Origin of the sequence: Burkholderia seminalis DSM 23518, assembly GCF_902832885.1 — a bacterium.
In the GTDB taxonomy this organism is placed as follows: domain Bacteria; phylum Pseudomonadota; class Gammaproteobacteria; order Burkholderiales; family Burkholderiaceae; genus Burkholderia; species Burkholderia seminalis.
Genome location: NZ_CADFDK010000001.1, coordinates 251285 through 276920 on the forward strand (window position 1 = coordinate 251285; position 25636 = coordinate 276920).

Consider the following 25636-nt stretch of genomic DNA (forward strand, 5'->3'; position numbering starts at 1 on the left):
CGCTGTCCATGCTTTTGACGCAGCGCTCGATGCGCTGCTTTTCTTATTCTCTTCATCCCGTCCGCAGCCATGCACGACAAAATCCTGATTCTCGACTTCGGTTCGCAAGTCACCCAACTGATTGCGCGGCGCGTGCGTGAAGCGCACGTCTACTGCGAAATCCACCCGAACGATGTGTCCGACGACTTCGTCCGCGAGTTCGCGCCGAAGGCGGTGATCCTGTCGGGCAGCCACGCGAGCACGTACGAAGACCATCAGCTGCGCGCGCCGCAGGCCGTGTGGGATCTCGGCGTGCCGGTGCTGGGCATCTGCTACGGCATGCAGACGATGGCCGTGCAGCTCGGCGGCAAGGTCGAGTGGAGCGACCATCGCGAATTCGGCTACGCGGAAATGCGTGCGCACGGCCATACGCGCCTGCTCGACGGCATCGAGGATTTCACGACGGCCGAAGGCCACGGGATGCTGAAGGTCTGGATGAGCCACGGCGACAAGGTTGCCGAGCTGCCGCCGGGCTTCGCGCTGATGGCGTCGACGCCGAGCTGCCCGATCGCCGGCATGGCCGACGAGGCGCGCGGCTACTACGCGGTGCAGTTCCACCCGGAAGTCACGCACACGGTGAAGGGCCGCCAGATCATCGAACGCTTTGTGCTGCAGATCGCCGGCGCGAAGCCCGACTGGATCATGAAGAACCACATCGAGGAAGCCGTCGCGAAGATCCGCGAGCAGGTCGGTGACGAGGAAGTGATTCTCGGCCTGTCGGGCGGCGTCGATTCGAGCGTCGCGGCCGCGCTGATCCACCGCGCGATCGGCGACCAGCTCACCTGCGTGTTCGTCGACCACGGCCTGCTGCGCCTGAACGAAGGCAAGATGGTGCTCGACATGTTCGAGGGCCGCCTGCATGCGAAGGTCGTGCACGTCGATGCGTCCGACCAGTTCCTCGGCCACCTGGCCGGCGTGTCCGATCCGGAAGCGAAGCGCAAGATCATCGGCCGTGAGTTCGTCGAGGTGTTCCAGGCCGAGGCGAAGAAGCTGTCGAAGGCGAAGTGGCTCGCGCAGGGCACGATCTACCCGGACGTGGTCGAATCGGGCGGCACGAAGACGAAGAAGGCAACGACGATCAAGAGCCACCACAACGTCGGCGGCCTGCCGGAAACGCTCGGCCTGAAGCTGCTCGAGCCGCTGCGCGACCTGTTCAAGGACGAAGTGCGCGAGCTGGGCGTCGCGCTCGGCCTGCCGCCGGAGATGGTGTACCGCCATCCGTTCCCGGGCCCGGGCCTTGGCGTGCGGATTCTCGGCGAAGTGAAGCGCGAGTATGCGGACCTGCTGCGCCGCGCGGACGCGATCTTCATCGAGGAACTGCGCAACACGACCGCGACCGCGCAGGACGCGGCGGCCGGCCTGTGCGGCGAAGCCGATGTCGGCAAGAGCTGGTACGACCTGACGAGCCAGGCGTTCGCGGTGTTCCTGCCGGTCAAGTCGGTCGGCGTGATGGGCGATGGCCGCACGTACGACTATGTGACGTCGCTGCGCGCGGTGCAGACGACCGACTTCATGACCGCGCACTGGGCGCACCTGCCGTACGCGCTGCTCGGCCGTGCGTCGAACCGGATCATCAACGAAGTGCGCGGGATCAATCGGGTCGTGTACGACATTTCGGGCAAGCCGCCGGCGACGATCGAGTGGGAGTGATTCACAATCGGCTCACGTCGTCTCGAGCAGTATCAAAAATCGACCGTGAGCCTTTTGTGTCAAGGGATTGAGTGATTCAGCGCGCATCCTGTTTCACTCAATCCCGGTCATTCGGGCGGTACGAATGACGGTACCGCATGAGACGGCTGGCTAGTCGCGCGAGGACGTTAGCCTGACCGTATCAAGGTGACCAATAAGGGCATCGATGAAAGCCCGGACCTTTGCCGACATGCTGCGGTGCGTCGGATACAACGCGTGAAGCTCGATGGGTTCCCGTCGCAATGACGGAAGGACCCGCACCAGGGTGCCCGCCGTCAAGGCGGGAGCCGCGAGGTAGCTTGGAAGAAAACCAATCCCGCCGCCGCCTTCAAGAACGATCTTCTGCGCAGCCGCGTCCGGGATGATTGCCCTGCCACGCGGCTGTATGGTCAATTCCGCTTTGCCATCCTGAAAAATCCAGTTCGTGGGCGCCTCCCGAACGACGAGCGCATGTCCGTGAAGTTCAGCTGCCTCCATCGGAACGCCCGCTCGCGCCAGGTAGGACGGACTTGCGCATAACCACAATTCAACGGGTGGCAGCCTGCGAGCGATGAGCGACGAGTCAGGCAGTGTGCCGACGCGCACCGCTACGTCGATACCGTCGCGCGCAATGTCGACGTAGTTCGAGTCCGTGGTCAGCTCCACGGCGAGTTCCGGATAGCGGTCGAGAAATTCAGGCAGCATGGGCGCCACGAGTCCCTGCGCGAACGATTGCGTCGTGTTGATCCGTAGAAGCCCGCGCGGTTTCCCCGCGTAGCCATCGATGATCGCCTGCGCTTCCTGTAGGTCCTGAACTGCCCGCGACGCGTAGGGCAGCAGCAGTTGTCCCGCGTCAGTCAGCCGGAAATGTCGTGTGGACCGGTCGAAGAGCGCCGATCCAATCTCCGTCTCCAATCGGACGAGCGCCCGGCTGACGGACGATTTGGGCGTCTTCAGCGCCCGTGCGGTGCCGGAAAGGCTGCCGCTATCGGCTAATCGAAGAAAGATGATGAGGTCGGCCTGATCCATTTCGTATCGTTTTCCGGAACAGCGAGTCGCGATTCAGCCATCTTATATTCAAACCCGGAACAACCTAGACTTCTTCTCAACGACGTACACCGCGCGTCATGACGAACCGAGGAAGTCATGGAGAACACGCAAACGAGCTATCTGGTCGCCGGCGCCGCCGGCAATCTTGGGCGCAGGGTCATTGATGCGTTGCTTCGCACGCGGCCCGCCAGTGAGATCCGTGCGGGTGTTCGCGGCGGTTCAGCAGGCAAACATGCCCATCGTGCAAAGGGGTGGGCAGCGAACGGCGTGACCGTCGTCAATATGGATCTGGACGACCCGCTCAGCCTCAGGCACGCCTGTGCCGGCGTCGGTACCGTCATTTCGGCAGTTCAGGGCGGACCTGACACCATCATTGACGGCCAGTCCCGTTTGCTCGATGCAGCGCTCGCGGCGAACGTCGGGCGATTCGTCCCGTCGGACTTCTCGGAGAACCTGTTCTCGATTCCTGGAGGCATTAACCCTTACCTCGACATGCGGCGGACCTTCGATCGCAAGGTCGCCCCGAGTGGCATCGGCTATACCCACATCCTGAACGGTGGATTCATGGAGGCCGTGTTCTCCCATCCCGGCCTGATCGATGCCAACGCGGGCACGATCACTTACTGGGGTGACGACGAGGTGCCGCTCGATTTCACTTCCATGAGCGACGTCGCGGCCTGGACGGTGGCGGTCGTCGAGGATCCGGCATCGGCCAACCGGGTGGTGTCCGTGGCAGGTGACTGCCGCACCATTGCCCAGATCGCAGGTGACTATGCGGCAGCGACGGGCAGGGCGCTTCATCGGATTCGTCGAGGCTCGATCGCGGACGGATACGCCGAACTACGGCGAATGGCGAAGGCCGGTGCTCATCCGACGGCGATGCTGTCGCTCCAGTATCTGCTACCGATGATGTCGGGCGAAGGGACTTTGCGCGACATCGCGAATGACCGATATCCGGCGGTGCGGCCGACATCGCTCGTCGACTTCATGAAACGTCGCTACGCAACTAAAGGCAGCAAGTCATGAGTGATCTGATCAAGCCGTTTCATCTCGATGTGCCCGAGCACGAATTGTCCGATTTGCGCGAGCGACTGCGGCGGGTGCGCTGGCCCGACCCTGAGACCGTCAATGACACGAGTCAGGGTCCGCGGCTTTCAAAGCTGCAGGCACTGGTCGCGCATTGGATAGAGGGTTACGACTGGCGTCGCTGCGAGTCGATGTTGAATGACTTCGGGCAGTTCAAGACGACCATTGACGGCCTTGACATCCACTTCCTCCACATTCGGTCACCTGAACCCGATGCCGTTCCATTGCTGATGGCGCATGGTTGGCCCGGTTCCGTGCTTGAGTTCCGCAAGGTGATAGGGCCGCTCGGCAATCCCGCCGCACATGGCGGCGATCCGAGGCAGGCGTTTCACCTCGTCATTCCGTCGATGCCGGGATTTGGTTTTTCCGACAAACCTGATGAACCCGGATGGGACATGTCGCGCATTGGGCGCGCTTACGTTCAACTGATGCACCGACTGGGCTATGACCGTTGGGTCATGCAAGGTGGTGATCTTGGCGCAGGCGTGACGGACGAAGTCGCGTCACTGGCGCTCCCCGAGCTTATGGGTATCCATCTGAACTTCGCGATGTTCATGCCCACGCCGGACGAAATGCGCGACGCGACGCCGGATGAGCAAGGCATGCTCGACAGTGCCCGGTATTTCTGGAGCACGCTATCCGGATACGCTCAACAGCAGCAGACGCGACCGCAGACGATAGGCTACGCGCTCGCGGATTCTCCGGTTGCGCAGGCAGCGTGGATTTATGCGATGTTCCAGGACACGTGCGGCACCGCGGGCAACGCGGAAGCTTCCTTCACGCTCGACGACATGCTCGACGACATCATGTTGTACTGGATACCCAATACGTCGGCTTCGTCAGCACGGCTGTATTGGGAACTGAAGCGATCCAGCTGGTCCTCCGCGGCTCGTATCGATCGTCCCATTGCCGTGCCGTCTGGATTCACCATGCTTGCTGGCGAACACGTACGAAAATCGCGGCGGTGGATCGAACGACGCTACCGCGATGTGCGGCACTTCGGCGAGCACGAGCAGGGCGGCCATTTCGCCGCGTTGGAAAATCCGAATGCGCTGGTAAGCGATATTCGCGCGACATTTGCGAGCATCCGTTAAAGATGAGCCAATGGCCCATCTGCTTCCGAACGTTGTTCGGAAGGGATTTAGCTCGGCCGCAAAAGGCTGAACGGCGAACACGATTGCGGCGGACGCAGACGAAGCAGTGGGTTCCTGGCCGGCCGATGCCGCAATCGTGCGTCAATCAACGTAGGGGGTGCGCCGCACGAATTTCATCCGCCACCTTTGGCGGACTGTCACGCCGTCCAAACCGAGCGGCGTGAACGGCTTGATCGGACCGGCCTGAAATAGCAGGAGGATCGCTCATCCGAACAGGCCGCGGATAACCAATGCTACCCGCGCCAGCCGCGTGCTGTGCTTGATCCGGCCTGAGCTTTCGAGCTGAACCAGCCCATGAAGGGTTGCCCAAAACGTCTCCGTCGCCACGTCGACATTCAGACTCGACGGCACGACAGCGGCAAGCACCTCGAAGGCTTCTCTCAGTTCAGGCCTGGTGTCGGCCTCTGCGAAAAGCAAGTCGGTCGGCATCGTGAACATCGCCTCGTAGAGCGCGGGATTGTCGCGAGCGAAGTCGAGATAGGCGATCGCAACGCTTTCGCACGCCTGGCGGGGATCGGTTGATCGCTGCGCCGCTTGATGAAGCGCCGCCTTGATTTCCCGAAAGCCTTCGAGCGCAACGGCGCCGACGATCGCGTCCCGGTTCCTGAAGTGCGAATAGAGGACGGGCTGGCTGTACTCGATCTCGTCAGCCAGGCGGCGAACCGTAACGGCGCTCCAGCCCTCTGCCTCCGCAATTTGTCGGGCCGCTGCGGTGATGCGCTGCTCGCGTGCGTCCCGGTCCCTGTTCTTGCGCTCGGCGACCCCCATCACTGATTCCCCAAAAGCCTCTTTGATCCGTAATTATACCGACGCTTGAAGAAATAGCGTTGCTAGACTATGATCTTAGCGTTGCTAGATATTTTTGCTCGGATAGAGCTCCGAAGCAGGCAGTGATGCGACCCCCTAACCGCAAAAGGACTTCATCCATGAACAGCGCTCCTTCCCCTGATCTGGCCAGGCTCGGCTACCTCTTTGCCGAGATCATGTCCAGCCACGATGTGTCGCGCCTCGACGAGATCAAGGCGCCGAACTACGTGAACCACAACGCATTCGCTGAGCCCGGACGGGAAGGTTCCAGGAAGGTGCTTGGGGCCATCATCGCGGGCGTTCCCGACCTGAAGGTCACCGCGGAGGACGTTTTCGTGTCGGCCGACGGCTCCCGCGTGGTCGGTCGCTATCGCTACGAGGGCACCCACACCGGCAACCTTCTCGGCTACCCCGCGACCGGCAGGCCCTTCGTCATGCGCTCGATCGACATCTGGCGGGTGGAACACGGCCGCTTCGTCGAACACTGGGACGAACTCAACACCCTCGAGGTCTTCATCCAGATCGGCGCCGTCCAGCCGCCCAAGCAGCCTGCGTAAGCTTCCGGGTCGGGTTCACGTCCGGGCAAAAAAAAACGGCTTGGCGCTTGCCAAGCCGTTTTTGCATTCACGCATCGCGTGGAACGGGACGCGTCGTGTCACCGGGCGCGACCGGATGCCTACGCGTGCGCGCACCCGAGCGAACGCAGATACGTCGGCACCTTCGCCTTGCTCGTTGCCTGGACCCGCGACATCAGCGCGTGATCGATGCGATCCAGCCCGTACGTCCGGGCGATGTCGTGCTGCAACCGGCACCACAGATGGCCGGCCATTTCGGCATCGACCATCGCCCGGTGCGCGCGGCCCGATTTCGGCAACCGCAGCATCTCGACCAGGCTCGACAGGCGATGACTTCGAGCGTCCGGGTAGATCCGTCTCGCCACCAGCATCGTGCAGGCGAACGCATGCTCGGCCGGCATGCCGAGCTGCCCGAGCTCCGATTGCCAGAAGCGTTTGTCGAAACCGGCGTTGTGGGCGACGACCGCATGCTTGCCGACGAACGCCGCGGCTTCCTTCATGACTTCGGACGCCGGCGGTGCCGACGCGATCATGTCGTTCGTGATGCCGGTGAGCGCGACGACATCGGACGGGATGCGCCGGCCCGCATTCATCAGGCTCTGGAAGCGGTCGACGATCTGCCCGTCACGCAGAAGGATGACGGCGATTTCGGTCGCGCGGTCGCCCATGTTCGGCGACAGTCCGGTGGTTTCGAAGTCCAGTACCGCGACGGTCTGCATGGTTGAATCCTGCTGCTTCATGGGGTGACGTTTGGGTTGGCCGAGAGAGTAGCATCATCGGGGCGGAGATAGGCTCGTTTGGCCCGAGAAACGCGCGTTCTCGCTATTGCACCGTTTGTGACTGGCTGCGATGCAGGGGCGTGATCCGACTGACGTTGTTCCACGCGTGATCGTCGCGCGGCTAGCTCACCCGGACCTTCGGCCATCCGGATCAAGATCGGATGACGGCAGGAAATCCGGGCTTGCCAGCGCGGCGGCTATCCGTTACCTGCGCTCGAGAACGACATGGCATCGGCGCGATTGGCGTCCGACAGCGGGCCGCGAACGGGAATCGAGATGTCATCGCTCGGATAACGTGCGAATGGATGTCGCACCGGTTCCCGATCCTGCTCAGGATCGTTCGCTACCGCGATAACGAAGGTGAATCAGCGGATACGGCCGCCCTTGTCCGTCGCAGGCCGATCGTCCGCAGCGCTCGAACCCGAGCCGCTCGTAGAATGCCGTCGCCGCTTCGTTCTGCTCGTTGACGTCGGTCGTCAAATCGGGGTGGCGCCCGAGCGCAGCTTCGACAAGCCGCCGACCGACGCCCGTCCCATGATGGGCGGGATCGACGAACAGCGCTTCCATGTGACTGCCGTCGAGCAGCATGAAGCCGATCGGTCGATCGTGCGCGTCGACAGCGAGGTCGAGCGGCGCGGCCGGCAGGAACGTGACGACTTCGGCTTCGATGGCGCGGCGGTCGTCGTCGCTCAGGAAGGGGTGGGTTGCGTCGACGGCACGGCGCCAGATATCCAGCACGCTTGTGCCGTCGGCCTCGGTGGATTGGCGAATTCTGATCATGATTGGATAGGTTGTGATCCGGTGCCCGGCGGGTAGCCCGCACCGCGATGGATCGGGCGCATCGTCCGCGCGGTAGCGCGGAAACGACGGCGAAGCGTCAAACGGGCGAGCTCCGCGCGTCGCCCAGGGATGCCGACCGTTCGATCGCCCGTCGCGCGACGTCGCGCACGCCCGCGCTCATCGGCACGTCATCACGATCGAGCTCGTCGAGGGCGAACCAGCGCGCATCGAGCGCATCGTCGCCGGCGGCGGGCGTGCCGCGCAGCCATCGGCACAGCACCGCGACCATGATGAAATGCTGGCGCACGGCGCCGCCCGCATCGTAATCGAACGCATCGAGCGCGGTAAAGGCGTCGAGTGCATCGACCGCGACGGTCGTCTCTTCGGCGATCTCGCGAACGACCGCGTCCGCGATCGGTTCGCCCGGTTCGATCTTGCCGCCGGGGAACCCCCAGCAGCCCGCGTCGGGCGGATTCGCGCGGCGCACGAGCAAAACGTCGCGTTCGCGCAGCACGATGCCGATCACGGCGGGAATGGGGCGCACGGTTGCGGCGGCGCCGATTGCGGAGTGTGCCGATCCGGACATGGGCGCGCCTATGCGTCGGTGCGTCGTTCGATCGCGCGAATCACCGCGACCATGTCGTCCGATCCATGTCCGGCTTTTTCGGTCTCGCCGTAAAGCGCGTGACAGACGTCGAGCAGCGGCGACGCGATGCCGGTGCCGCGCGCGGATTCGGCGACGAGGCGCGCGTTCTTCAGCACGTCGGTGATCGCGGCCTGCACGGAGAAATCTTCCGCGACGAGCTTGCCGAGTTTCACGCGCGATACGTCGCTTGCCATCGGGCCGGCGTTCAGCACGTCGGCGAAACGTGCGAGATCGATACCGTGACGTTGTGCGAAATGCGTGGCTTCGGTCAGGCCGGTGACCATCGTGATCAGGAACAGGTTGACGGCCAGCTTCATCGTCAGCGCCGACGGCACGTCGCCGCACACGAAGCTGTCGCGGCACAGCGGCTTCACGAGCGCGCGCACGGCGTCGACGTCGTCCGGCGCACCGGCCAGCATCACGACGAGCTGGCCCGCTTCGGCCGGCTTGCGCGACCCCGATACGGGCGCCTCGACGTAGCGGCCCGACGCGGCGGCGATTTCATCGGCGAGCGCACGCGAATACCCGGGTGCGTTGGTGCCCATGTTCACGATCGTGTGGCCGCCGACGCGCGCGGCAAAACCGGGTGTGCCGCGCGCGAGGACGGCGTCGATCGCCGCGTCGTTCGCGAGCATCAGGATCACGGTGCGGCACGCCGCGAACACGTCGTCGACGTGCTCGGCGATGCGCGCGCCGGCGGCGCGCAGCGCATCGTCGTTGCCGCGCGACCGGCTCCACGCGACGAGCGGCGTGCCGGCACGCGCGAGATTGAGCGCCATCGGCGTGCCCATCACGCCGAGGCCGATGAATCCGACTGCGGTTTGCATGTCCTTGCTCCCACGGTGGGTGGAGACGTTCGTGGGCGTCAGTATCGCAGCGTTTCCACACGCGTGCCATCGCGCCCGCGAACCCGCGCGGCGGCTGCTAGTCGATGTCCGCCAGATAGGGCCACGGATAGATGCCGCGCGCGTGGCCGTCGCCGAACATGAAGCGCACGCCGTAGCCGGCCGGCTCCACGCCTTCGAGCGTCAGGTCGGGCCGGGCATCGACGCGACCGCCGTCACGCCGGATGCGTCGGCATGCCGCGCACGGGCATTCGGAGCGCAATCGCGCATAGCCGATGCGCTGCGTTGCGCCGTCGGGCCAGCGCAGCATGAGCGCGCCTGCCGGATGGTCGAGCGCGATTTCGGTCGGCGCGATCATCGGGGCGCGTCGCCGATTTGCCGGATCGCGATCCGTACGGCCTTGCGGACTTCCGGGTCGCGATCCTCGAGCACATCGTTCAGGGCGGGCAGCGTCGCAGGGTCGCCCAATTCGCCGAGCGCGAGCGCGGCTTCCTTGCGCAGATTGCTGATCGCATGCGAGAGCAGCGCGACGACGGCCGGCGCCGCAGCCGCGTCGCGCAACTGCCCGAGTGCGCGTGCTGCGCGCAGACGCACCTGCCAGTAGTCGTCGTCGAGCGCGGCGACGAGCGGCTCGCGTGCCAGCGTCACGCGCAGCTTGCCGAGCGTGGTGGCTGCTTCCTCGCGTACTTGCCATGCGCGATCGCGCAGCGCGGCGAACAGCGCATCGATGACGGCCGCATCGCCGGCTGCCGCGAAGCCGATCGAGCCGACCGCGGCACGTCGCACGTCCGCATCGGTATCGGCCGTCGCGATGCGCGCGAGCGGCGAAAGCGCGCGCGGATCCTTGAGCCAGCCGAGCACCGTGACGGCTTCGGCGCGCACGGCGGGGGGCTCGGCCTCGAGCGCATGCAGCGCGGGTGCGAACGCACCGGGGTCGCGCAACTCGCGCAATCCGCGCAGCACGGCACGGCGCACGAACGGCTCGGGCCGGTCGGCCCAGCGGCACAGTACGGGACCCGACGCCGGATCCTTCAGTTCGGACAGGCTCTGGGCGGCGGCGGCGCGCACGTCGTCGTCCGGATCGAGCAGCGCGCCGCACAGCGCCTCGACGACGTCGGGCTGTTCCCACGCACCGAGTACGCGGGCGGCTTCGCCGCGCACGTCGGCCGACGGGTCGGTGCGCAGCGCGGCGACGAACGCCGGCACGCGTTCGGGATCCTCGAGATCCGCGAGTTCGAACAGCGCGACGCGGCGCACGGATGCGTCGGACGCGGCGAGGCGGGCGACGAGCGCGGCCGGGTCGCGCTCGTGTGCGCCGGGTAGCGGTGCGGCGAAAGGAGAGTCGGTCATGAGCGAAGAAAAAGGGCGTTGACGTACGCGGTCAGCGCAGCAGGTAAGGGATCTCGACCTTGACTGCGCCGGTCGGGCAATCGCGCTCGCACGGCATGCAGTACCAGCATTCGTCGAACTGCATGTAGGCCTTGCCCTTGGTCACGTCGATCGCGAGCAGGTCGAGCGGGCACACGTCGACGCAGACGGTGCACCCCTTGTCGGCGATGCAGCGTTCCTCGTCGATCGTCACGGGTGCGCTGCTGCGCAGGAAGATGTCGTGCGGGGTATGGGGCACGGTAGGGTTCCTTAGAGGGCAGTCGCGAGCGCGGCCGGTTCGCGGATGCGCAGATTCGTGTAGGCACCGCGATCGTCGTCGGCCAGCGGCACGACGTACGGTTCGACCGGCCGCTTCTCGCTGCGCATCGCACCATCGGCATCCTTGCGCAGCCACGTGTGGCAGAACCATTCGGCGTCATCGCGATGCGGGAAGTCGACACGATGGTGGTACAGCCCCCAGCGGCTCTCGGTGCGGAACAGCGACGCGCGCGCGGCCATTTCCGCGCAGTCGCGGATCGCGCGCACTTCGGCCGCCCGCATCAGTTCGTGCGGATGACCGGCCTTGATCTGTTCGATATCCTCAGTAATATCGTCAAGGCGTTGCAGCCCGATTTCCATCTTGCGCGTCACCTTCGGCGGTTGCAGGTAATCGTTCACCATGCGGCGCAGCTTGTATTCGACCTGCGCCGGCGCGAGGCCGTGTTCGCGCAGAAGCGGGGCGATCACGCGGGCGCGTTCGGCCTCGACCTGTTCGTCGTCCACCGGCGCAAGGTCGCGTCCGGCCACGTCGTCGGCCGCGTTCTGCCCGGCGAACCAGCCGTACGTGAACGCGCCGAGCATGTAGTTGTGCGGGACGGCCGCCATGTCGCCGGCCGCGTAGAGCCCCGGCACGGTCGTCTCCGCGCGTGCGTTCACGTACACGCCCGATGCGCTGTGACCGCTGCAGAAGCCGATCTCGGAGATGTGCATCTCGACCATCTGGCTGCGGTAGTCGGTGCCGCGCCCCGCGTGGAAGCGGCCGCGGCTCGGCCGTTCGTTCGTATGCAGGATCTGCTCGATGGTCTGGATCGTTTCTTCCGCGAGATGGTCGAGCTTCAGGAACACCGGGCCGTTGCCGCTCTGCAGTTCCTGGTAGAACTCCCACATCATCTGGCCGCTCCAGTAGTCGCATTCGATGAAGCGCTCGCCCTTGCCGTTCGCGGTGAAGCCGCCGAGCGGGCCCGTCACGTACGCGCACGCCGGGCCGTTGTAGTCCTTGATCAGCGGATTGATCTGGAAGCATTCGAGATTCGCGAGCGCGGCGCCCGCGTGATAGGCCATTGCGTAACCGTCGCCCGCGTTGGTCGGGTTCTCGTAGGTGCCCATCAGGTAACCCGATGCCGGCAAGCCGAGGCGGCCGGCCGCGCCGCAGCAGAGGATCACGGCCTTCGCGCGGATCACGTGAAACTCGGCGGTGCGGCAGTCGAAACCGAGCACGCCGCTTGCGCGGCCCTGCGTATCGGTCAGCACGCGCGTCGCGACGATCCGGTTCGTGATCGCGATGCGCGCGCGCTTCAGTTGCCGGTACAGCACCTTCTTGATGTCGTGCCCCTCCGGCATCGGCAGCACGTACGAGCCCATGTGATGGACCTTCTTCACCGCGTAGTCGCCGGTGCCGTCCTTCTCGAACTTCACGCCCCAGCGGTCGAGCTGCTCGATCGTCGTGAAGCTGTGCGCCGCGTACGCGTACACGGCTTCCTGGTCGACGATGCCGTCGTTGGCGATCGTGATTTCGCGCGTGTACTGTTCGGGCGTCGCATGACCGGGGATCACCGCGTTGTTCAGGCCGTCCATGCCCATCGAGATCGCGCCGCTGCGCTTCACGTGGGCCTTCTCGAGCAGCAGCACACGCAGGGACGGGTCGCGCTCCTTCGCCTTGATCGCCGCCATCGGCCCGGCCGTGCCGCCGCCGACCACGACGACGTCGTATTCGTGAACCTGGGTTGTCATCGCTGTTTCCTTGCAGATTTGCGTGGTTTTTGCCGGTCGATGCGCAGCCGGTACTGGAATGCGTCGCCACGGAAGTAGAGGTATTCGTAGTCGATCGGGGCGCCCGACGCGTCGTGCGTGAGGCGCTCGATGCGCAGCACGGGGCTGCCGTCCTCGACGTGCAGCGCATCGACGATCTCGTCGTCGGCGAGGATCGCGTCGATCGACACGTCGGCATGGCCGAGCGGGATGCCGCAGTCGTTTTCCAGCACGAGGAAGATGTCGCGGGTCGCGAGATCGGCGCCCGCGAGGCGCTTGCCGAGCGCTTCCGGCACCCAGGTCTGTTCGAGCGACACCGGTTCGCGGTTCAGCAGCCGCACGCGGTGGATCTCGACGAGCGGCGCGCCTTCCGGCACGTTCAGCTTGGTCGCGAGATGGCGGTCGGCTTTCACGGTGCGCAAGCTGCGCAACTGGTTGACGATCTCGTAACCCATCGACGACATCGCCTCGGCGAAGCCCTGCAGCGACGTCACGTTCTGGAACGCCTTCGGCTTCGACACGAACGTGCCCTTGCCGTGCAGCTTGAACAGCAGTCCTTCCTTCTGCAGGTCGCCGAGCGCCTGGCGCACCGTGATGCGGCTGACGTCGAACATCGCGCACAGCTCGTGCTCGGACGGCATCCGGCTGTGCGGCGCATAGGTGCCGTCGAGAATGCGCGCGCGCAGCATGTCCTTGATCTGTACGTAGAGCGGGGCCGCCGACAGCGGCACGACGTTGGATGCGGTCATCGATCAACTTGTTATGACAAGATGGACCGAGTGTAGTCAGCGTGGCCGCGCGGCCAAACCAACCATTTCCGATAACGAATTTCCGATTCCGGCAAAGCGGGGCGAACGCGTGACCGGTTCGTTGCCGGCCGCGCGGATTGGCCGACAATGAAAAATCGCCGGCTCGTGACCCGCGGATGTCGATTTCCCGATGATTCGCCCGTCGTATCCATGTCGACCGGGTATGGCGCCGCACATGCGGCCTGTACCCGGTTTCCGAGGATGGCCGAAACGGACAAGGAGGCGCCAAATGACGGATTCCCGTTACCGCTGGGTGATCGTCGCCGCGGGCGGCCTGATGGGCTGCGTCGCGATCGGCGCGATGTTTTCCCTGCCGGTGTTCCTGCGCGCGATTGCGCGCGACACGGGCTGGTCGATGACCGGCATTTCCACGGCGATGACGCTCGGCTTCATCGCGATGGCCTTCGCGAGCATGGCGTGGGGCAGCCTGTCGGACCGGATCGGCACGCGGCCGGTCGTCCTCGCGGGCGCGGTGCTGCTGTCGGCGAGCCTCGCGCTGGCGAGCCGCGCGCCGTCGCTGTTCGCGTTCCAGCTGGCCTTCGGCCTGGCCGTCGGCGGCGCGACGGCCGCGATATTCGCGCCGATGATGGCGTGCGTGACGGGCTGGTTCGACACGCACCGCAGCCTCGCGGTGTCGCTCGTGTCGGCCGGCATGGGAATGGCGCCGATGACGATGGCGCCGCTCGCCGCGTGGCTCGTGTCGGTGCGCGACTGGCGCACGTCGATGCTGCTGATCGCCGGGCTGGCGGCCGTCGTGATGATTCCGGTGTCGCTCCTGGTACGGCGGCCGCCCGCGCTCGACCCTGCCTCCGCGCACGCCGCGCCTTCGGCTGCCGGCGCACCGGCGGCGATGTCGGTCGCGGATGCGCTGCGCTCGCCGCAGTTCATGATCCTGCTGCTGACCAACTTCTTCTGCTGCGCGACGCACTCGGGCCCGATCTTCCACACGGTCAGCTACGCGGTCACGTGCGGCATCCCGCTGATCGTCGCGGTGTCGATCTACAGCGTCGAGGGGCTCGCCGGGATGGGCGGCCGGATCGCGTTCGGCATGCTCGGCGACCGCCTCGGCGCGAAGCGCATGCTGGTGGCGGGGCTGCTCGCGCAGGCGCTCGGCGCGCTCGGCTATTACTTCGTGCGCTCGCTCGACGGGTTCTACGCGGTCGCGACGCTGTTCGGCTTCATCTATGCGGGCGTGATGCCGTTGTATGCGGTGCTCGCGCGCGAGAACTTCCCGCTGCGGATGATGGGCACCGTGATCGGCGGTTGCGCGATGGCCGGCAGCCTCGGGATGGCCGCGGGCCCGGTCGCCGGCGGCCTGATCGTCGATACGTTCGGCAGTTACGGCTGGCTGTACCTCGGTTCGTTCGCGATCGGCCTCGGCGCGTTCCTGATCGCGATGATGTTTCGCCCGTTCGCGAAAACGCGGCCGGAAACGGCGGCCGCTTGATGCGGCGGCGGAAACGGAACGGCTGCCGTTTCGTCGGACCGGCGCGGTCCGGCGCGCCTCGTCACGAATAGAAAACAGGGCCCGACGCCGTTTGCGTCTGGAGCGGCCCGCACGGCGCTCGGCCCGCTGCGGCGCAGCAGAGCGGCATTTGACGGTGATCGGCGTGCATGCGTGGCGATTCGGCCCCTAAAAAGCACAATATCGAGCATATATTCGAAGGGCCTGTCATAGCCGCGTCACCCTGCTAGAATTCGGCCTGCCGCATTGTTCCGATTGACTGATGAGATTGCTTGACGCCCTGGTCGAACAACGTATCGCCGCCGCCGCCGCGCGGGGCGAGTTCGACGATTTGCCGGGTACCGGCGCGCCGCAGGCGCTGGATGACGACCTGCTCGTGCCCGAGGAGGTGCGGGTGGCCAACCGTATCCTGAAGAACGCGGGCTTCGTGCCGCCGGCCGTCGAACAATTGCGCGCGCTGCGCAACCTGCATGACGAAGTGCAGGCGGTCAGCGACCGTGCCGCGCGCTGCCGGCTGCAGGCGAAGATCCTCGCGCTCGACATGGCGCTCGAATCGCTGCGCGGCGGCCCGATGGTGATGCCGCGCGACTACTGCCGGCGCATCGCGGAGCGCCTGTGCGAGCGCGGGCTCGACGAAGCGCCCGCCGACACGGGGCCGATGTGACGTCCGACGCGCTGCACGACGCAGCCCGGTCGGCAACCGCTCCGGCGGCCGAACCGGCCACCGATACACCTGTTCCCGAAGCCACGCCCGTGTCGGCGCGCGACCTGCATTTCATGCGGCTCGCGCAGGCCGCCGCCGAAGAGGCGCGCGCGGCCGGCGAGGTGCCGGTCGGCGCGGTGCTCGTGCGCGGCGACGAAGTGATCGCGCGCGGCTTCAACCATCCGATCGGCGGGCACGACCCGTCCGCGCATGCGGAAATGGCCGCGCTGCGGATGGCCGCGCAGCATCTGCGGAATTACCGGATGCCCGGCTGCGAGTTGTACGTGACGCTGGAGCCGTGCCTGATGTGCGCGGGCGCGATCATGCATGCGCGCATCGCGCGGGTCGTCTACGGCGCCGCCGATCCGAAGACGGGCGCGTGCGGCAGCGTGATCGACGCGTTCGCGAATCCGCAGCTCAACCACCATACCGAAGTGACGGGCGGCGTGCTCGCCGACGAGTGCGGCGCCGCGCTGAAGTCGTTCTTCGCCGAGCGCCGCCGCGCGCTGCGCGAGGCGCGGCTCGCCCGCGATGCCGCACCCGGCGCGTCATAAGCCCACCCGTCAGGCACGGCGCCGTGAACCGGAGACGGTTCGGACCCTCTAAGCAGGTTTGACGACCCGACACCTTTCCCCCATGTCCTTCCAGCCCGCCGCGTCCTATACCATCCGCCTGCTGGCGCCGTCCGGTTATCCGCACGACCCGGACGCGATCAATCGCGCGCTCGAACGCCTCAGCACCGCGCAGCATCGCATCGAGAACATCGAGGCGACGCAGCGGCGCTACCAGCGGTTCGGCGGTACCGACGGGGAGCGGGCAGGCGACCTGAACCGCCTCGCCGATCCCGAGCGGCCGCTGCCGGACATCGCGCTCGCGGTGCGCGGCGGCTACGGCGCCGCGCGGATCCTGCACGGGCTCGACTACCGCGGGCTCGAGCGCCGGCTGCGCGACCAGCCGGTCGCGCTCGTCGGCCACAGCGACTTCACCGCGATCCAGCTCGCGCTGTATGCGAAGGCGCGCATCAAGACGTTCGGCGGCCCGATGCTGTCCGCCGACTTCGGCGCGGAAACGCCGAGCGACTTCACGATGCAGCACTTCTGGCAGACGCTGACGCAGCCGGGCACGACGATCGTCACCGAGGCGCCGCAGGTGCAGGCGGCGAACGTGACGGGCACGCTGTGGGGCGGCAACCTCGCGATCCTGACGTCGCTGATCGGCACGCCGTACATGCCCGACATCGAAGGCGGCATCCTGTTCATCGAGGACGTCAACGAGCAGCCGTTCCGGATCGAGCGGATGATCTACCAGTTGCACCTGTCGGGGCTGCTCGCGCGCCAGCAGGCGCTCGTGCTCGGCCAGTTCACCGGCGCGCGGCCGTTCGAGTACGACAACGGCTACGACATGCAGGCCATGATCGACCAGGTCCGAGCGGTGATCGGGATCCCGGTCGTCACGGGGCTCCAGTTCGGCCATGTGCCCGACCTGCTGACGCTGCCGTTCGGCGCGCAGGCGCAACTGGTCGCGAATGCGCACGGCTTCCGGCTGACCTTGTCGGACTACCCGCATCTCGGCTGATGCAGGCGCGATCGATCGAAAGGCGGGTTTCCCGCCTTTTTCTTTATGTAAATGCGCAACTAACGGTCGAAAATTTTCGTCGACGCACGACCGATTGTTGCCCGGGTATGCACCAGTTTTGTCAACAAAATGGCCGGTCGGGTATACGACAGGAAAGGCCTCCGACAGGCATGTGAGGCTTGTCTTGCATGGAATAAGCGCATCCTGCACCGAACCGGGTCGCGTCGATGCACGCCGATTGTGCGAAATCCCGGAAAAGAATTGTTGACAATCTTTATGTCCGCCCTAGGATGAGGACCATCACACGATGCAGATCATGAACGAGCCCGATTCCCAGCCGTCCGGCGCAGCCGGTCCCGAAGCGATCGCCGAGCGGATCCGCACCGCGATCCTCGAGCACCGGCTCGCGCCCGGCGCGAAGCTGACGGAGGCGCAGCTCTGCGACGTGTTCGGCGTGAAGCGCGGGACGATCCGCCAGGCGCTCGCGCAGCTCGCGACCGACAAGCTGGTCGATCTCGAGCCGAACCGCGGCGCGTTCGTCGCGAGCCCGACGCTGCAGGACGTGCACGAGGTGTTCGAGATGCGCCGGATCATCGAGCTGGCGGTGGTCGAGCGGCTGGCAACCGGGCCCGGCGCGAAGCGGCTCAAGGGCGTCGCCGCGCTGATCGACAAGGAACGCAAGGCGTTCGAGCGGCACGACTTCGCGGCGTGGATCCGGCTGTCGGGCGAATTCCACACGGCGCTCGCCACGCTGATGGGCAATGCGACGCTCAGCGCGTGCCTCGAAGGGCTCGTCGCACGCTCGACGCTGATGTCGGCGCTGTACGAATCGCACGGGCGCAGCCCGTGCTCGTGCGACGACCACGACGAGATCCTCGCCGCGCTGGAGGCGGGAGACCCGAAGCAGGCGGTGACGCTGATGGCGCGCCACCTGCAGCATGTCGAACTGAAGATGCTGGACCGGCCCGCGCAAGGGCAGGTCGATTTGCGCGAAGTGTTCGGCGGCGCCTGAGCGGCGACGCGAACCCGGCCGCGCGCCACAGAACGAGCGAAATGCAGGCCCGCGGTATTTGCCGCGGGCCGCTGGTCCGACTCCGGGCGACGATCCGGAGCGATATCGATGACGGTGGAGCGGCCGCCCGGCCGCGTCAAGGAGAAGTCATGGCTCAGTTCAGTGTGGCGCACGAGAGCGCCTTTCCGGCGAAAGAAGGCGGCGAGGGCGGCGATCCGACGCTGCCGGATGGTTACAGCGAACGTCTGTACAACGAAGATTTGGCACCCCTGAAGAATCAGACGTGGGGCGCGTACAACATCTTCGCGTTCTGGATGTCGGACGTGCACAGCGTCGGCGGCTACGTGTTCGCGGGCAGCCTGTTCGCGCTCGGGCTGACGAGCTGGCAGGTGCTGATCGCGCTGATCGTCGGCATCGGCCTCGTGAACGCGCTGTGCAACCTGATCGCGCGACCGAGCCAGCAGATCGGCGTGCCGTATCCGGTCGCGTGCCGCGCGACCTTCGGCGTGCTCGGCGCGAACGTGCCGGCGGTGATCCGCGGGCTGATCGCGATCGCGTGGTACGGCATCCAGACCTATCTCGCGTCGAGCGCGCTCGTGATCGTCGTGCTGAAGTTCTTCCCGCAATGGCTGCCGTACGCGGACGTCCATCGCTACGGCTTCCTCGGGCTGTCGGCGGTCGGCTGGGCCGGCTTCATGCTGCTGTGGGTGCTTCAGGCGTTCGTGTTCTGGAACGGGATGGAGACGATCAAGAAGTTCATCGACTTCGCCGGCCCGGCGGTCTACGTCGTGATGTTCATCCTCGCCGGCTACATGGTGTGGCGCGCGGGCTGGCGCAACATCGGCATCAACCTCGGCGGCGTCAAGTATCACGGCGCGGAAGTGATCCCGGTGATGATCACGGCGGTGTCGCTGGTCGTGTCGTACTTCTCCGGGCCGATGCTGAACTTCGGCGACTTCTCGCGCTACTGCCGCTCGTTCGGCGACGTGAAGCGCGGCAATTTCTGGGGGCTGCCCGTCAACTTCCTCGCGTTCTCGCTCGTCACGGTGATCACGACGGCGGCAACCTTGCCGGTGTTCGGCGAACTGATCACCGACCCGGTCGAGACGGTCGGCCGCATCGACCATCCGACCGCGGTGATCCTCGGCGCGCTGACGTTCACGATCGCGACGATCGGCATCAACATCGTCGCGAACTTCGTGTCGCCCGCGTTCGACTTCTCGAACGTCGCGCCGCGGCTGATCAGCTGGCGTGCGGGCGGGATGCTCGCGGCCGTCGCGTCGATCTTCATCACGCCGTGGAACCTGTTCAACAACCCGGCCGTGATCCACTACACGCTCGACGTGCTCGGCGCGTTCATCGGCCCGCTGTACGGCGTGCTGATCGCCGACTTCTATCTCGTCAAGCGCGGCCGGCTCGTGCGCGACGACCTGTACACGATGTCGGAGAGCGGCAGCTACTGGTATACGGGCGGCGTGAACCGCCGCGCGCTCGCCGCGCTGCTGCCGGCGGCCGTGATCGCGGTCGTCTGCGTGATGGTGCCGGGCTGGCAGGCCGCCGCGAATTTTTCCTGGTTCATCGGCGCGGGGCTCGGCTTCGTGTTCTACCGGCTGCTCGTGAGCACGAAGGCGTGAGGAGCGTGCGATGAAGATCCGACTGATCAATCCGAATACGACGCAGCGGATGACCGACGCGATGGGGCGCTGCGCCCGCGAGGTCGCGGCCGCGGGCACGGAGATCGTCGCGGTGAGCCCGCCGATGGGGCCGCCGTCGATCGAAGGTTATTACGACGAGGCGCTCGCGACGCCGGGGCTGCTCGCCGAGATCGCGCAGGGCGAGCGCGACGGCTGCGACGCCTATGTGATCGCGTGCTTCGGCGACCCCGGCCTGTACGCGGCGCGCGAACTCGCGCGCGGGCCGGTGATCGGCATCGCCGAGGCCGCGATGCATGCGGCGAGCGTGCTCGCGCCGGGCTTCTCGGTCGTCACGACGCTCGCGCGCACCTGCGGGATGGCGTGGCACCTCGCGGAGCGCTACGGGATGAAGCGCTTCTGCCGCAACGTGCGCGCGACCGACGTCGCGGTGCTCGAACTCGACCGGCCGGGCTCGGCCGCGCGCCGGATCATCGTCGACGAATGCCGGCGCGCGCTCGACGAGGACGGCGCCGACGCGATCGTGCTCGGCTGCGCGGGGATGGCCGAGTTCGCGCACGAGATCGAGCAGCAGATCGGCGCGCCGGTGGTCGAAGGCGTCACGGCGGCCGTCAAGTGGGCCGAGGCGCTCGTCGCGCTGCGCCTCGCGACCGCGAAACGCGGCGATTACGCGCGGCCGCTGGCGAAACGCTACGACGGCGCATTCGCCCGCTTCAGCCCGCCGGACGGGGAGGCGGCGGAGCCGGTCCCGAATTTGCCGCAACCGCACATACACACCGTCTGACACGCACTATCTGCGTCGCTGTATGGGCGCGTATGAACGTTTTCGCTACACTGGGCCGTCATCGCATCGGCTCGTGCGGCCGGCTTCCGGCGCCGCGCGGTCGATGCGAACCCATTATTTCAGCCCGCTTTCGCCGTACTTCGAACCCATGTCACTCGATCCCAACTATCCTCGCGACCTGATCGGCTACGGCCGCCATCCCGTTCAGGCGAACTGGCCGGGGCGCGCCCGCGTCGCCGTGCAATTCGTGCTGAACTACGAGGAGGGCGGCGAGAACTGCGTGCTGCACGGCGATCCGGGCTCCGAGCAGTTCCTGTCCGAAATCGTCGGCGCGGCCGCGTATCCGGACCGCCACATGAGCATGGAGTCGATCTACGAATACGGTTCGCGGGCCGGCGTGTGGCGCATCCTGCGCGAATTCGAGAAGCGCGGGATGCCGCTGACGGTCTTCGGCGTCGGCATGGCGATCGAGCGTCATCCGGAGCTCGCGCGCGCCTTCGTCGAGCTCGGCCATGAAATCGCGTGCCACGGCTGGCGCTGGATCCACTACCAGAGCATGACGCCGGAACTCGAAGCGGAGCACATGCGCCTCGGGATGGAAGCGATCGAGCGCGTGACGGGCGAGCGTCCGCTCGGCTGGTATACCGGCCGCGACAGCCCCAATACGCACCGCCTGGTCGCGGAATACGGCGGCTTCCTGTACGACTCCGACAACTACGGCGACGACTTGCCGTTCTGGATGGACGTCAAGGTGTCGGGCGGCGGCACGTCGCCGCAACTGATCGTGCCGTACACGCTCGACACGAACGACATGCGCTTCGCGACGCCGCAGGGTTTCAACACCGGCGATCACTTCTTCGACTACCTGCGCGACGCATTCGACGTGCTGTACGCGGAGGGCGACGAGGCGCCGAAGATGCTGTCGATCGGCATGCATTGCCGGCTGCTCGGCCGGCCGGGCCGGTTCCGCGGGCTGCAGCGTTTTCTCGATCACCTCGAGAAGCACGATCGCGTTTGGGTGACGCGCCGTGTCGATATCGCGCGTCACTGGCGTGAACATCATCCGTATCAGCCCAATCATCAAGACGAAGGGAAAGCATGAAGGCGATGCGCTACACGTTGGAACAACTGAACACGATGGCGCCGAGCGCATTTGTCGCGGCGCTGTCGGGGATCTTCGAACATTCGCCGTGGGTGGCCGAGGTCGCCGCGGGCGAGCGGCCGTTCGCGAGCATCGACGCGCTGCACAAGACGATGGCGGACGCGGTGGAAACGGGCGGCGAAGCGCGCCAGCTCGCGCTGATCAACGCTCACCCGGAATTGGCCGGCAAGGCCGCCGTGCGCGGCGAGCTGACGGCCGAGTCGACGCGCGAGCAGAGCGGTGCGGGCCTCGACCAGTGCACGCAGGACGAATTCGACAAGCTGCTGACGCTGAACCGCACGTATCGCGAGAAGTTCGGCTTCCCGTTCATCCTCGCGGTGCGCGGTTATGACCGCCACGGCATCATCGCGAACTTCGAGTCGCGCGTGAATCATTCGCGCACCGAGGAACTGCGTGCGAGCCTCGACCAGATCTACCGGATCGCGCGCTTTCGCCTCGACGACCTGATCGACGCCTGACACCGCGCACGGCCCGCTGTGTCGCGGCGGCCGGATCGCAATCACTGAAACAAGGAAACATCATGGCTGTTCCGCTTCTCGATCCCAACGCACCCGAATTCACGCGGCGCTACGTGAATCTTGCCGACCCGCGTCTCGGTGCGCAGGCGCTCGAGGCCAGCGACGATTTCTTCGCGCCGAAGGACCGGATGCTGAACCCCGAGCCGGCCGTCTTCATCCCCGGCAAGTACGACGACCACGGCAAGTGGATGGACGGTTGGGAAACGCGCCGCAAGCGCACGACGGGGTACGACTGGTGCATCGTCAAGCTCGCGCGCCCGGGCGTGATCAAGGGCTTCGACATCGACACGAGCCACTTCACCGGCAACTTCCCGCCGGCCGCGTCGATCGAGGCCGCGTTCGTGGCCGACGGCGCGCCGACGCATGCGACCGAGTGGGTCGAGATCGTGCCGTCGACGACGCTGCAGGGCAACAGCCATCACTACGTCGAAGCGAGCGACGCACGCGCGTTCACGCACCTGCGCGTGAACATCTACCCGGACGGCGGCATCGCGCGCCTGCGCGTGTACGGCCAGCCGCAGCTCGACTGGGCCGGCGCGAGCGCGACCGAGCAGTTCGACCTCGCGGCGATGGAAAACGGCGGTTACGTCGTGGCCGCGAACAACCAGCATTTCGGCGTCGCGTCGAACCTGCTGCTGCCGGGCCGCGGCGTGAACATGGGCGATGGCTGGGAAACCCGCCGCCGCCGCGAGCCGGGCAACGACTGGGCGATCATCGCGCTCGCGCAGCCGGGCGTGATCCGCAAGATCGAAGTCGATACCGCGTTCTTCAAGGGCAACTTCCCGGACCGCTGCTCGATCCAGGCCGCGTACGTGTCGGGCGGCACGGACAGCTCGCTGATCACGCAGTCGATGTTCTGGCCGGTGCTGCTCGGCGAACAGAAACTGCAGATGGACAAGCAGCACTATTTCGAACAGGACATCGCGTCGCTTGGCCCCGTCACGCACGTGCGACTGAACATCATTCCGGACGGCGGCGTGTCGCGCCTGCGCCTGTGGGGAACGCTCGACAAATGAAGACGCTCGTTATCGAACCGCTGACCAGGGAAGCCTTCGCGCCGTTCGGCGACGTGATCGAAACGGACGGGGCGAAGCAGATCCCGATCAACCTCGGCACGACGATCCGCTTTCACGATCTCGCGAAAGTCGACGTGACGGACGAGGGCGGCCGCACGCTCGTCAACCTGTTCCGCGGCCAGCCGCGCACGCTGCCGTTCGAAGTGAAGATGCTGGAGCGGCACCCGCTCGGCAGCCAGGCGTTCGTGCCGCTGAACGACCAGCCGTATCTCGTCGTCGTCGCGCCCGCGGGCGATCTCGATCCGGCGAAGATCCGTGCGTTCGTGACGAGCGGCTGGCAGGGCGTCAACTACGCGAAGGGCGTGTGGCATCATCCGCTGATCGCGCTCGGCGGCGTCAGCGATTTCATCGTCGTCGATCGCGGCGGTGACGGCCTGAACCTGAACGAGCAGGATCTGCAGGAATCGCTTTGGCTCACCGACGAGGCGCTGCATGCGCTGACCGCCTGAGTCGTCGACGCTTCCGTTGCCTGCCCGCCGAAACCCGCGCAAGATGCGCGGGTTTTTTTATGTGCGCTCGCTTTGTCGCGACTCAGGTCAACACGGCCTTGCGCGCGTCGCGCGAACCGCCGCCGCGACGACGGTTCGCGACTGGCGCATGCTCGGCCATCAGATCGGCGACCCAGTCGACGAACACGCGCAGCTTTGCGCTGACGTGGCGGTTCGGCGGGAATGCGACGTACATCGGCATCGGTTCGAGTTGCCATGGCTCGAACAGCGGTACGAGTTCGCCCCGCGTGCGATACGCGGCGGCCATGTAGTCGGGCAGCCACAGGATGCCGAGCCCGGCGAGGCCGGCTTCGAGGTACGCATTGCCGTCGTCGACGGCGAGCACGTAGCGGCCGCGTACGGTGATCTGCTCGCCGTCGCGCGCCATCGCAAACGGCAGTGCCTTGCCGGTGCGCGCCCACAGAAAGCCGACGATGCGGTGATGCGTGCCTTCGAGTTCGCCCGGGTGCGTCGGTGTGCCGGCGCGCGCGAGGTAAGCGGGCGATGCGTATACGCCGAGCCGCAGGTCGCCGATGCGGCGCGCGATCAGCGAGCGGTCGGCCGGCTCGCCGCCGCGCACGACGCAGTCGACGTTCTCGCCGATCACGTCGACCACGCGGTCGCTCACGCCCATGTCGATCTGGATGTCCGGATAGCGCGCGTGGAACGCGGGCAGCGCGGGGATCAGGATCAGGCGCGCGAGCGGGGTCGGCACGTCCACGCGCAGCCGCCCCGTCGGCGACGCCGACGCGGCGGACAGGCTCGTTTCGGCATCGTTCATGTCGGCCAGCAGCCGCACGACGCGCTCGTAGTACGCGGCACCGTCGGCCGTGACGACGACCTTGCGGGTCGTGCGGTGGAACAGCTTCACGCGCAGCCGCGCCTCGAGTTGCTGCACCAGTTGCGTGACGGTGGTGCGGCTCATGTGCAGCGTGTCGGCCGCCTTCGTGAAGCTGCCGGCCTCCACCACGCGGGCGAACGCCTGCATTGCGTCGAATCGATCCATCGGGTCAGGGCTCCGCGGCGCCCGGACATTGTTTGGCGCGCGCAAACAGTGTTGGACAAGGTTGCCGGTTTATCCGCCGTGCAACGGTCCTTAAAGTGCCTTCATCGTTGAGACCGGGGCGGCGACGCCCCACCGACCGATGGAGGGGTTGAATGGCAAAGCGTAGCGTAGTTTTTCCGCCCGGTCGCCGGGCGCTGTATGACCGCAACCGCTATTCGCCGGCGGTGCGCGCGAACGGCTTCCTGTTCGTGTCCGGGCAGGTCGGCAGCCGCGACGACGGTTCGCCCGAGCCGGAGCTGGGCGCGCAGGTCCGCCGCGCGTTCGACAACCTGAATGCGGTGCTGCGCGCGGCCGGCTGCACGTTCGACGACGTCGTCGACGTGACGGTGTTCCTTGTCGATCCCGAGGAGACGTTCGAACGGATCTGGGCGATCGTCCCCGAATACTGGGGCGATGCGCCGCATCCGGCGCTGACCGCCGTCGGCGTGACCTGGCTGTACGGTTTCCAGTTCGAGATCAAGGCGATCGCACGGCTGCCGGAGTCGGCCGATGCGTGAGCGG

Annotated in this window: 28 protein-coding genes; 16 read left to right on the forward strand and 12 right to left on the reverse strand. The window is 66.3% G+C overall.

The features are described 5' to 3' along the window. Positions 1-69 precede the first annotated feature (69 nt). Positions 70-1689 (forward strand): glutamine-hydrolyzing GMP synthase, encoded by a 1620-nt coding sequence (gene guaA, locus HWX00_RS01150; RefSeq protein WP_175027170.1) that lies wholly within the window; start codon positions 70-72, stop codon positions 1687-1689. A 150-nt stretch (positions 1690-1839) separates the two neighbouring features. Here the strand turns inward: guaA and HWX00_RS01155 are convergent, their stop codons facing one another. Continuing rightward, positions 1840-2736, reverse strand: coding sequence for a LysR family transcriptional regulator (locus HWX00_RS01155; protein ID WP_175027171.1), 897 nt, complete (start codon positions 2734-2736; stop codon positions 1840-1842). Between the two features lie 117 nt (positions 2737-2853). Here HWX00_RS01155 and HWX00_RS01160 point away from each other — a divergent pair, with 117 nt between their 5' ends. Further along, complete coding sequence (locus tag HWX00_RS01160) at positions 2854-3783, forward strand: NmrA family NAD(P)-binding protein (protein ID WP_175027172.1); 930 nt, start codon at positions 2854-2856, stop codon at positions 3781-3783. After that, on the forward strand, positions 3780-4937 hold the full coding sequence (locus HWX00_RS01165) for an epoxide hydrolase family protein (protein WP_124608939.1): 1158 nt from the start codon (positions 3780-3782) through the stop codon (positions 4935-4937). Before HWX00_RS01160 ends, HWX00_RS01165 begins: the two co-directional genes overlap by 4 nt. Before the next feature lie 264 nt (positions 4938-5201). On the opposite strand, the gene HWX00_RS01170 is transcribed toward HWX00_RS01165, so the two are convergent. Continuing rightward, positions 5202-5765, reverse strand: coding sequence for a TetR/AcrR family transcriptional regulator (locus HWX00_RS01170; protein ID WP_175027173.1), 564 nt, complete (start codon positions 5763-5765; stop codon positions 5202-5204). 158 nt (positions 5766-5923) lie between these two features. Here HWX00_RS01170 and HWX00_RS01175 point away from each other — a divergent pair, with 158 nt between their 5' ends. Next, positions 5924-6361 carry an ester cyclase gene (locus tag HWX00_RS01175; RefSeq protein WP_175027174.1) on the forward strand — a complete coding sequence of 146 codons (438 nt, stop codon included), beginning with the start codon at positions 5924-5926 and terminating at the stop codon, positions 6359-6361. A gap of 119 nt (positions 6362-6480) precedes the next feature. On the opposite strand, the gene HWX00_RS01180 is transcribed toward HWX00_RS01175, so the two are convergent. The 9 genes from HWX00_RS01180 to HWX00_RS01220 all read right to left on the reverse strand — a co-directional run bounded on the left by HWX00_RS01180 (position 6481) and on the right by HWX00_RS01220 (position 13574). Then, a complete protein-coding gene (locus HWX00_RS01180; protein WP_049032646.1) occupies positions 6481-7098 on the reverse strand; it encodes a 3'-5' exonuclease in 618 nt (205 codons plus the stop codon). A gap of 390 nt (positions 7099-7488) precedes the next feature. After that, positions 7489-7938, reverse strand: coding sequence for an acetyltransferase (locus tag HWX00_RS01185; protein WP_175027175.1), 450 nt, complete (start codon positions 7936-7938; stop codon positions 7489-7491). Between the two features lie 97 nt (positions 7939-8035). Continuing rightward, positions 8036-8524 carry an NUDIX hydrolase gene (locus HWX00_RS01190; protein ID WP_175027176.1) on the reverse strand — a complete coding sequence of 163 codons (489 nt, stop codon included), beginning with the start codon at positions 8522-8524 and terminating at the stop codon, positions 8036-8038. An 8-nt stretch (positions 8525-8532) separates the two neighbouring features. Then, positions 8533-9411 carry an NAD(P)-dependent oxidoreductase gene (locus HWX00_RS01195; protein ID WP_034188816.1) on the reverse strand — a complete coding sequence of 293 codons (879 nt, stop codon included), beginning with the start codon at positions 9409-9411 and terminating at the stop codon, positions 8533-8535. A gap of 97 nt (positions 9412-9508) precedes the next feature. Further along, positions 9509-9787, reverse strand: a complete 279-nt coding sequence (locus HWX00_RS01200; RefSeq protein WP_069706312.1) for a gamma-butyrobetaine hydroxylase-like domain-containing protein — start codon at positions 9785-9787, stop codon at positions 9509-9511. Continuing rightward, positions 9784-10779 carry a HEAT repeat domain-containing protein gene (locus HWX00_RS01205; protein ID WP_175027177.1) on the reverse strand — a complete coding sequence of 332 codons (996 nt, stop codon included), beginning with the start codon at positions 10777-10779 and terminating at the stop codon, positions 9784-9786. The genes HWX00_RS01200 and HWX00_RS01205 overlap by 4 nt, the downstream gene beginning before the upstream one ends. Positions 10780-10810: 31 nt before the next feature. Continuing rightward, on the reverse strand, positions 10811-11056 hold the full coding sequence (locus tag HWX00_RS01210; protein ID WP_034188813.1) for a 4Fe-4S dicluster domain-containing protein: 246 nt from the start codon (positions 11054-11056) through the stop codon (positions 10811-10813). 11 nt (positions 11057-11067) lie between these two features. After that, complete coding sequence (locus HWX00_RS01215) at positions 11068-12807, reverse strand: fumarate reductase/succinate dehydrogenase flavoprotein subunit (protein ID WP_175027178.1); 1740 nt, start codon at positions 12805-12807, stop codon at positions 11068-11070. Further along, positions 12804-13574, reverse strand: coding sequence for a GntR family transcriptional regulator (locus HWX00_RS01220; protein WP_034188811.1), 771 nt, complete (start codon positions 13572-13574; stop codon positions 12804-12806). The genes HWX00_RS01215 and HWX00_RS01220 overlap by 4 nt, the downstream gene beginning before the upstream one ends. 289 nt (positions 13575-13863) lie before the next feature. Here HWX00_RS01220 and HWX00_RS01225 point away from each other — a divergent pair, with 289 nt between their 5' ends. From HWX00_RS01225 to HWX00_RS01275, 11 genes are all read left to right on the forward strand, one after another. Continuing rightward, a complete protein-coding gene (locus tag HWX00_RS01225) occupies positions 13864-15081 on the forward strand; it encodes an MFS transporter (protein ID WP_175027179.1) in 1218 nt (405 codons plus the stop codon). A 280-nt stretch (positions 15082-15361) separates the two neighbouring features. Beyond that, entirely contained in the window at positions 15362-15763 is a 402-nt protein-coding gene (locus tag HWX00_RS01230; RefSeq protein WP_034188809.1) for a DnaJ family domain-containing protein, read from the forward strand. Continuing rightward, positions 15760-16356, forward strand: a complete 597-nt coding sequence (tadA, locus tag HWX00_RS01235) for a tRNA adenosine(34) deaminase TadA (RefSeq protein WP_049034427.1) — start codon at positions 15760-15762, stop codon at positions 16354-16356. The genes HWX00_RS01230 and tadA overlap by 4 nt, the downstream gene beginning before the upstream one ends. An 82-nt stretch (positions 16357-16438) precedes the next feature. After that, a complete protein-coding gene (gene ldcA / locus HWX00_RS01240; protein WP_034188808.1) occupies positions 16439-17377 on the forward strand; it encodes a muramoyltetrapeptide carboxypeptidase in 939 nt (312 codons plus the stop codon). Positions 17378-17684: 307 nt separating this feature from the next. Then, positions 17685-18389, forward strand: a complete 705-nt coding sequence (locus HWX00_RS01245) for a GntR family transcriptional regulator (protein WP_034188807.1) — start codon at positions 17685-17687, stop codon at positions 18387-18389. A gap of 149 nt (positions 18390-18538) precedes the next feature. Next, a complete protein-coding gene (locus tag HWX00_RS01250; protein WP_069706305.1) occupies positions 18539-20023 on the forward strand; it encodes an NCS1 family nucleobase:cation symporter-1 in 1485 nt (494 codons plus the stop codon). Positions 20024-20033: 10 nt separating this feature from the next. Continuing rightward, positions 20034-20825 (forward strand): aspartate/glutamate racemase family protein, encoded by a 792-nt coding sequence (locus tag HWX00_RS01255; protein WP_034188805.1) that lies wholly within the window; start codon positions 20034-20036, stop codon positions 20823-20825. A gap of 148 nt (positions 20826-20973) precedes the next feature. Next, positions 20974-21927 carry an allantoinase PuuE gene (gene puuE / locus HWX00_RS01260; RefSeq protein WP_034188804.1) on the forward strand — a complete coding sequence of 318 codons (954 nt, stop codon included), beginning with the start codon at positions 20974-20976 and terminating at the stop codon, positions 21925-21927. Beyond that, positions 21924-22445 carry a 2-oxo-4-hydroxy-4-carboxy-5-ureidoimidazoline decarboxylase gene (gene uraD, locus HWX00_RS01265; RefSeq protein ID WP_175027180.1) on the forward strand — a complete coding sequence of 174 codons (522 nt, stop codon included), beginning with the start codon at positions 21924-21926 and terminating at the stop codon, positions 22443-22445. The genes puuE and uraD overlap by 4 nt, the downstream gene beginning before the upstream one ends. A gap of 62 nt (positions 22446-22507) precedes the next feature. Then, positions 22508-23521 carry an allantoicase gene (gene alc, locus HWX00_RS01270; RefSeq protein ID WP_059561796.1) on the forward strand — a complete coding sequence of 338 codons (1014 nt, stop codon included), beginning with the start codon at positions 22508-22510 and terminating at the stop codon, positions 23519-23521. After that, positions 23518-24030: an ureidoglycolate lyase gene (locus HWX00_RS01275; protein WP_034188801.1), complete on the forward strand. Its 513-nt coding sequence runs from the start codon at positions 23518-23520 to the stop codon at positions 24028-24030. Before alc ends, HWX00_RS01275 begins: the two co-directional genes overlap by 4 nt. An 82-nt stretch (positions 24031-24112) precedes the next feature. Here HWX00_RS01275 and HWX00_RS01280 read toward each other — a convergent pair whose 3' ends face one another. Beyond that, on the reverse strand, positions 24113-25075 hold the full coding sequence (locus HWX00_RS01280; protein ID WP_175027181.1) for a LysR family transcriptional regulator: 963 nt from the start codon (positions 25073-25075) through the stop codon (positions 24113-24115). A 152-nt stretch (positions 25076-25227) separates the two neighbouring features. Between HWX00_RS01280 and HWX00_RS01285 the strand changes: the two genes are divergently transcribed. Beyond that, a complete protein-coding gene (locus HWX00_RS01285) occupies positions 25228-25632 on the forward strand; it encodes a RidA family protein (protein ID WP_034188799.1) in 405 nt (134 codons plus the stop codon). Positions 25633-25636 lie beyond the last annotated feature (4 nt).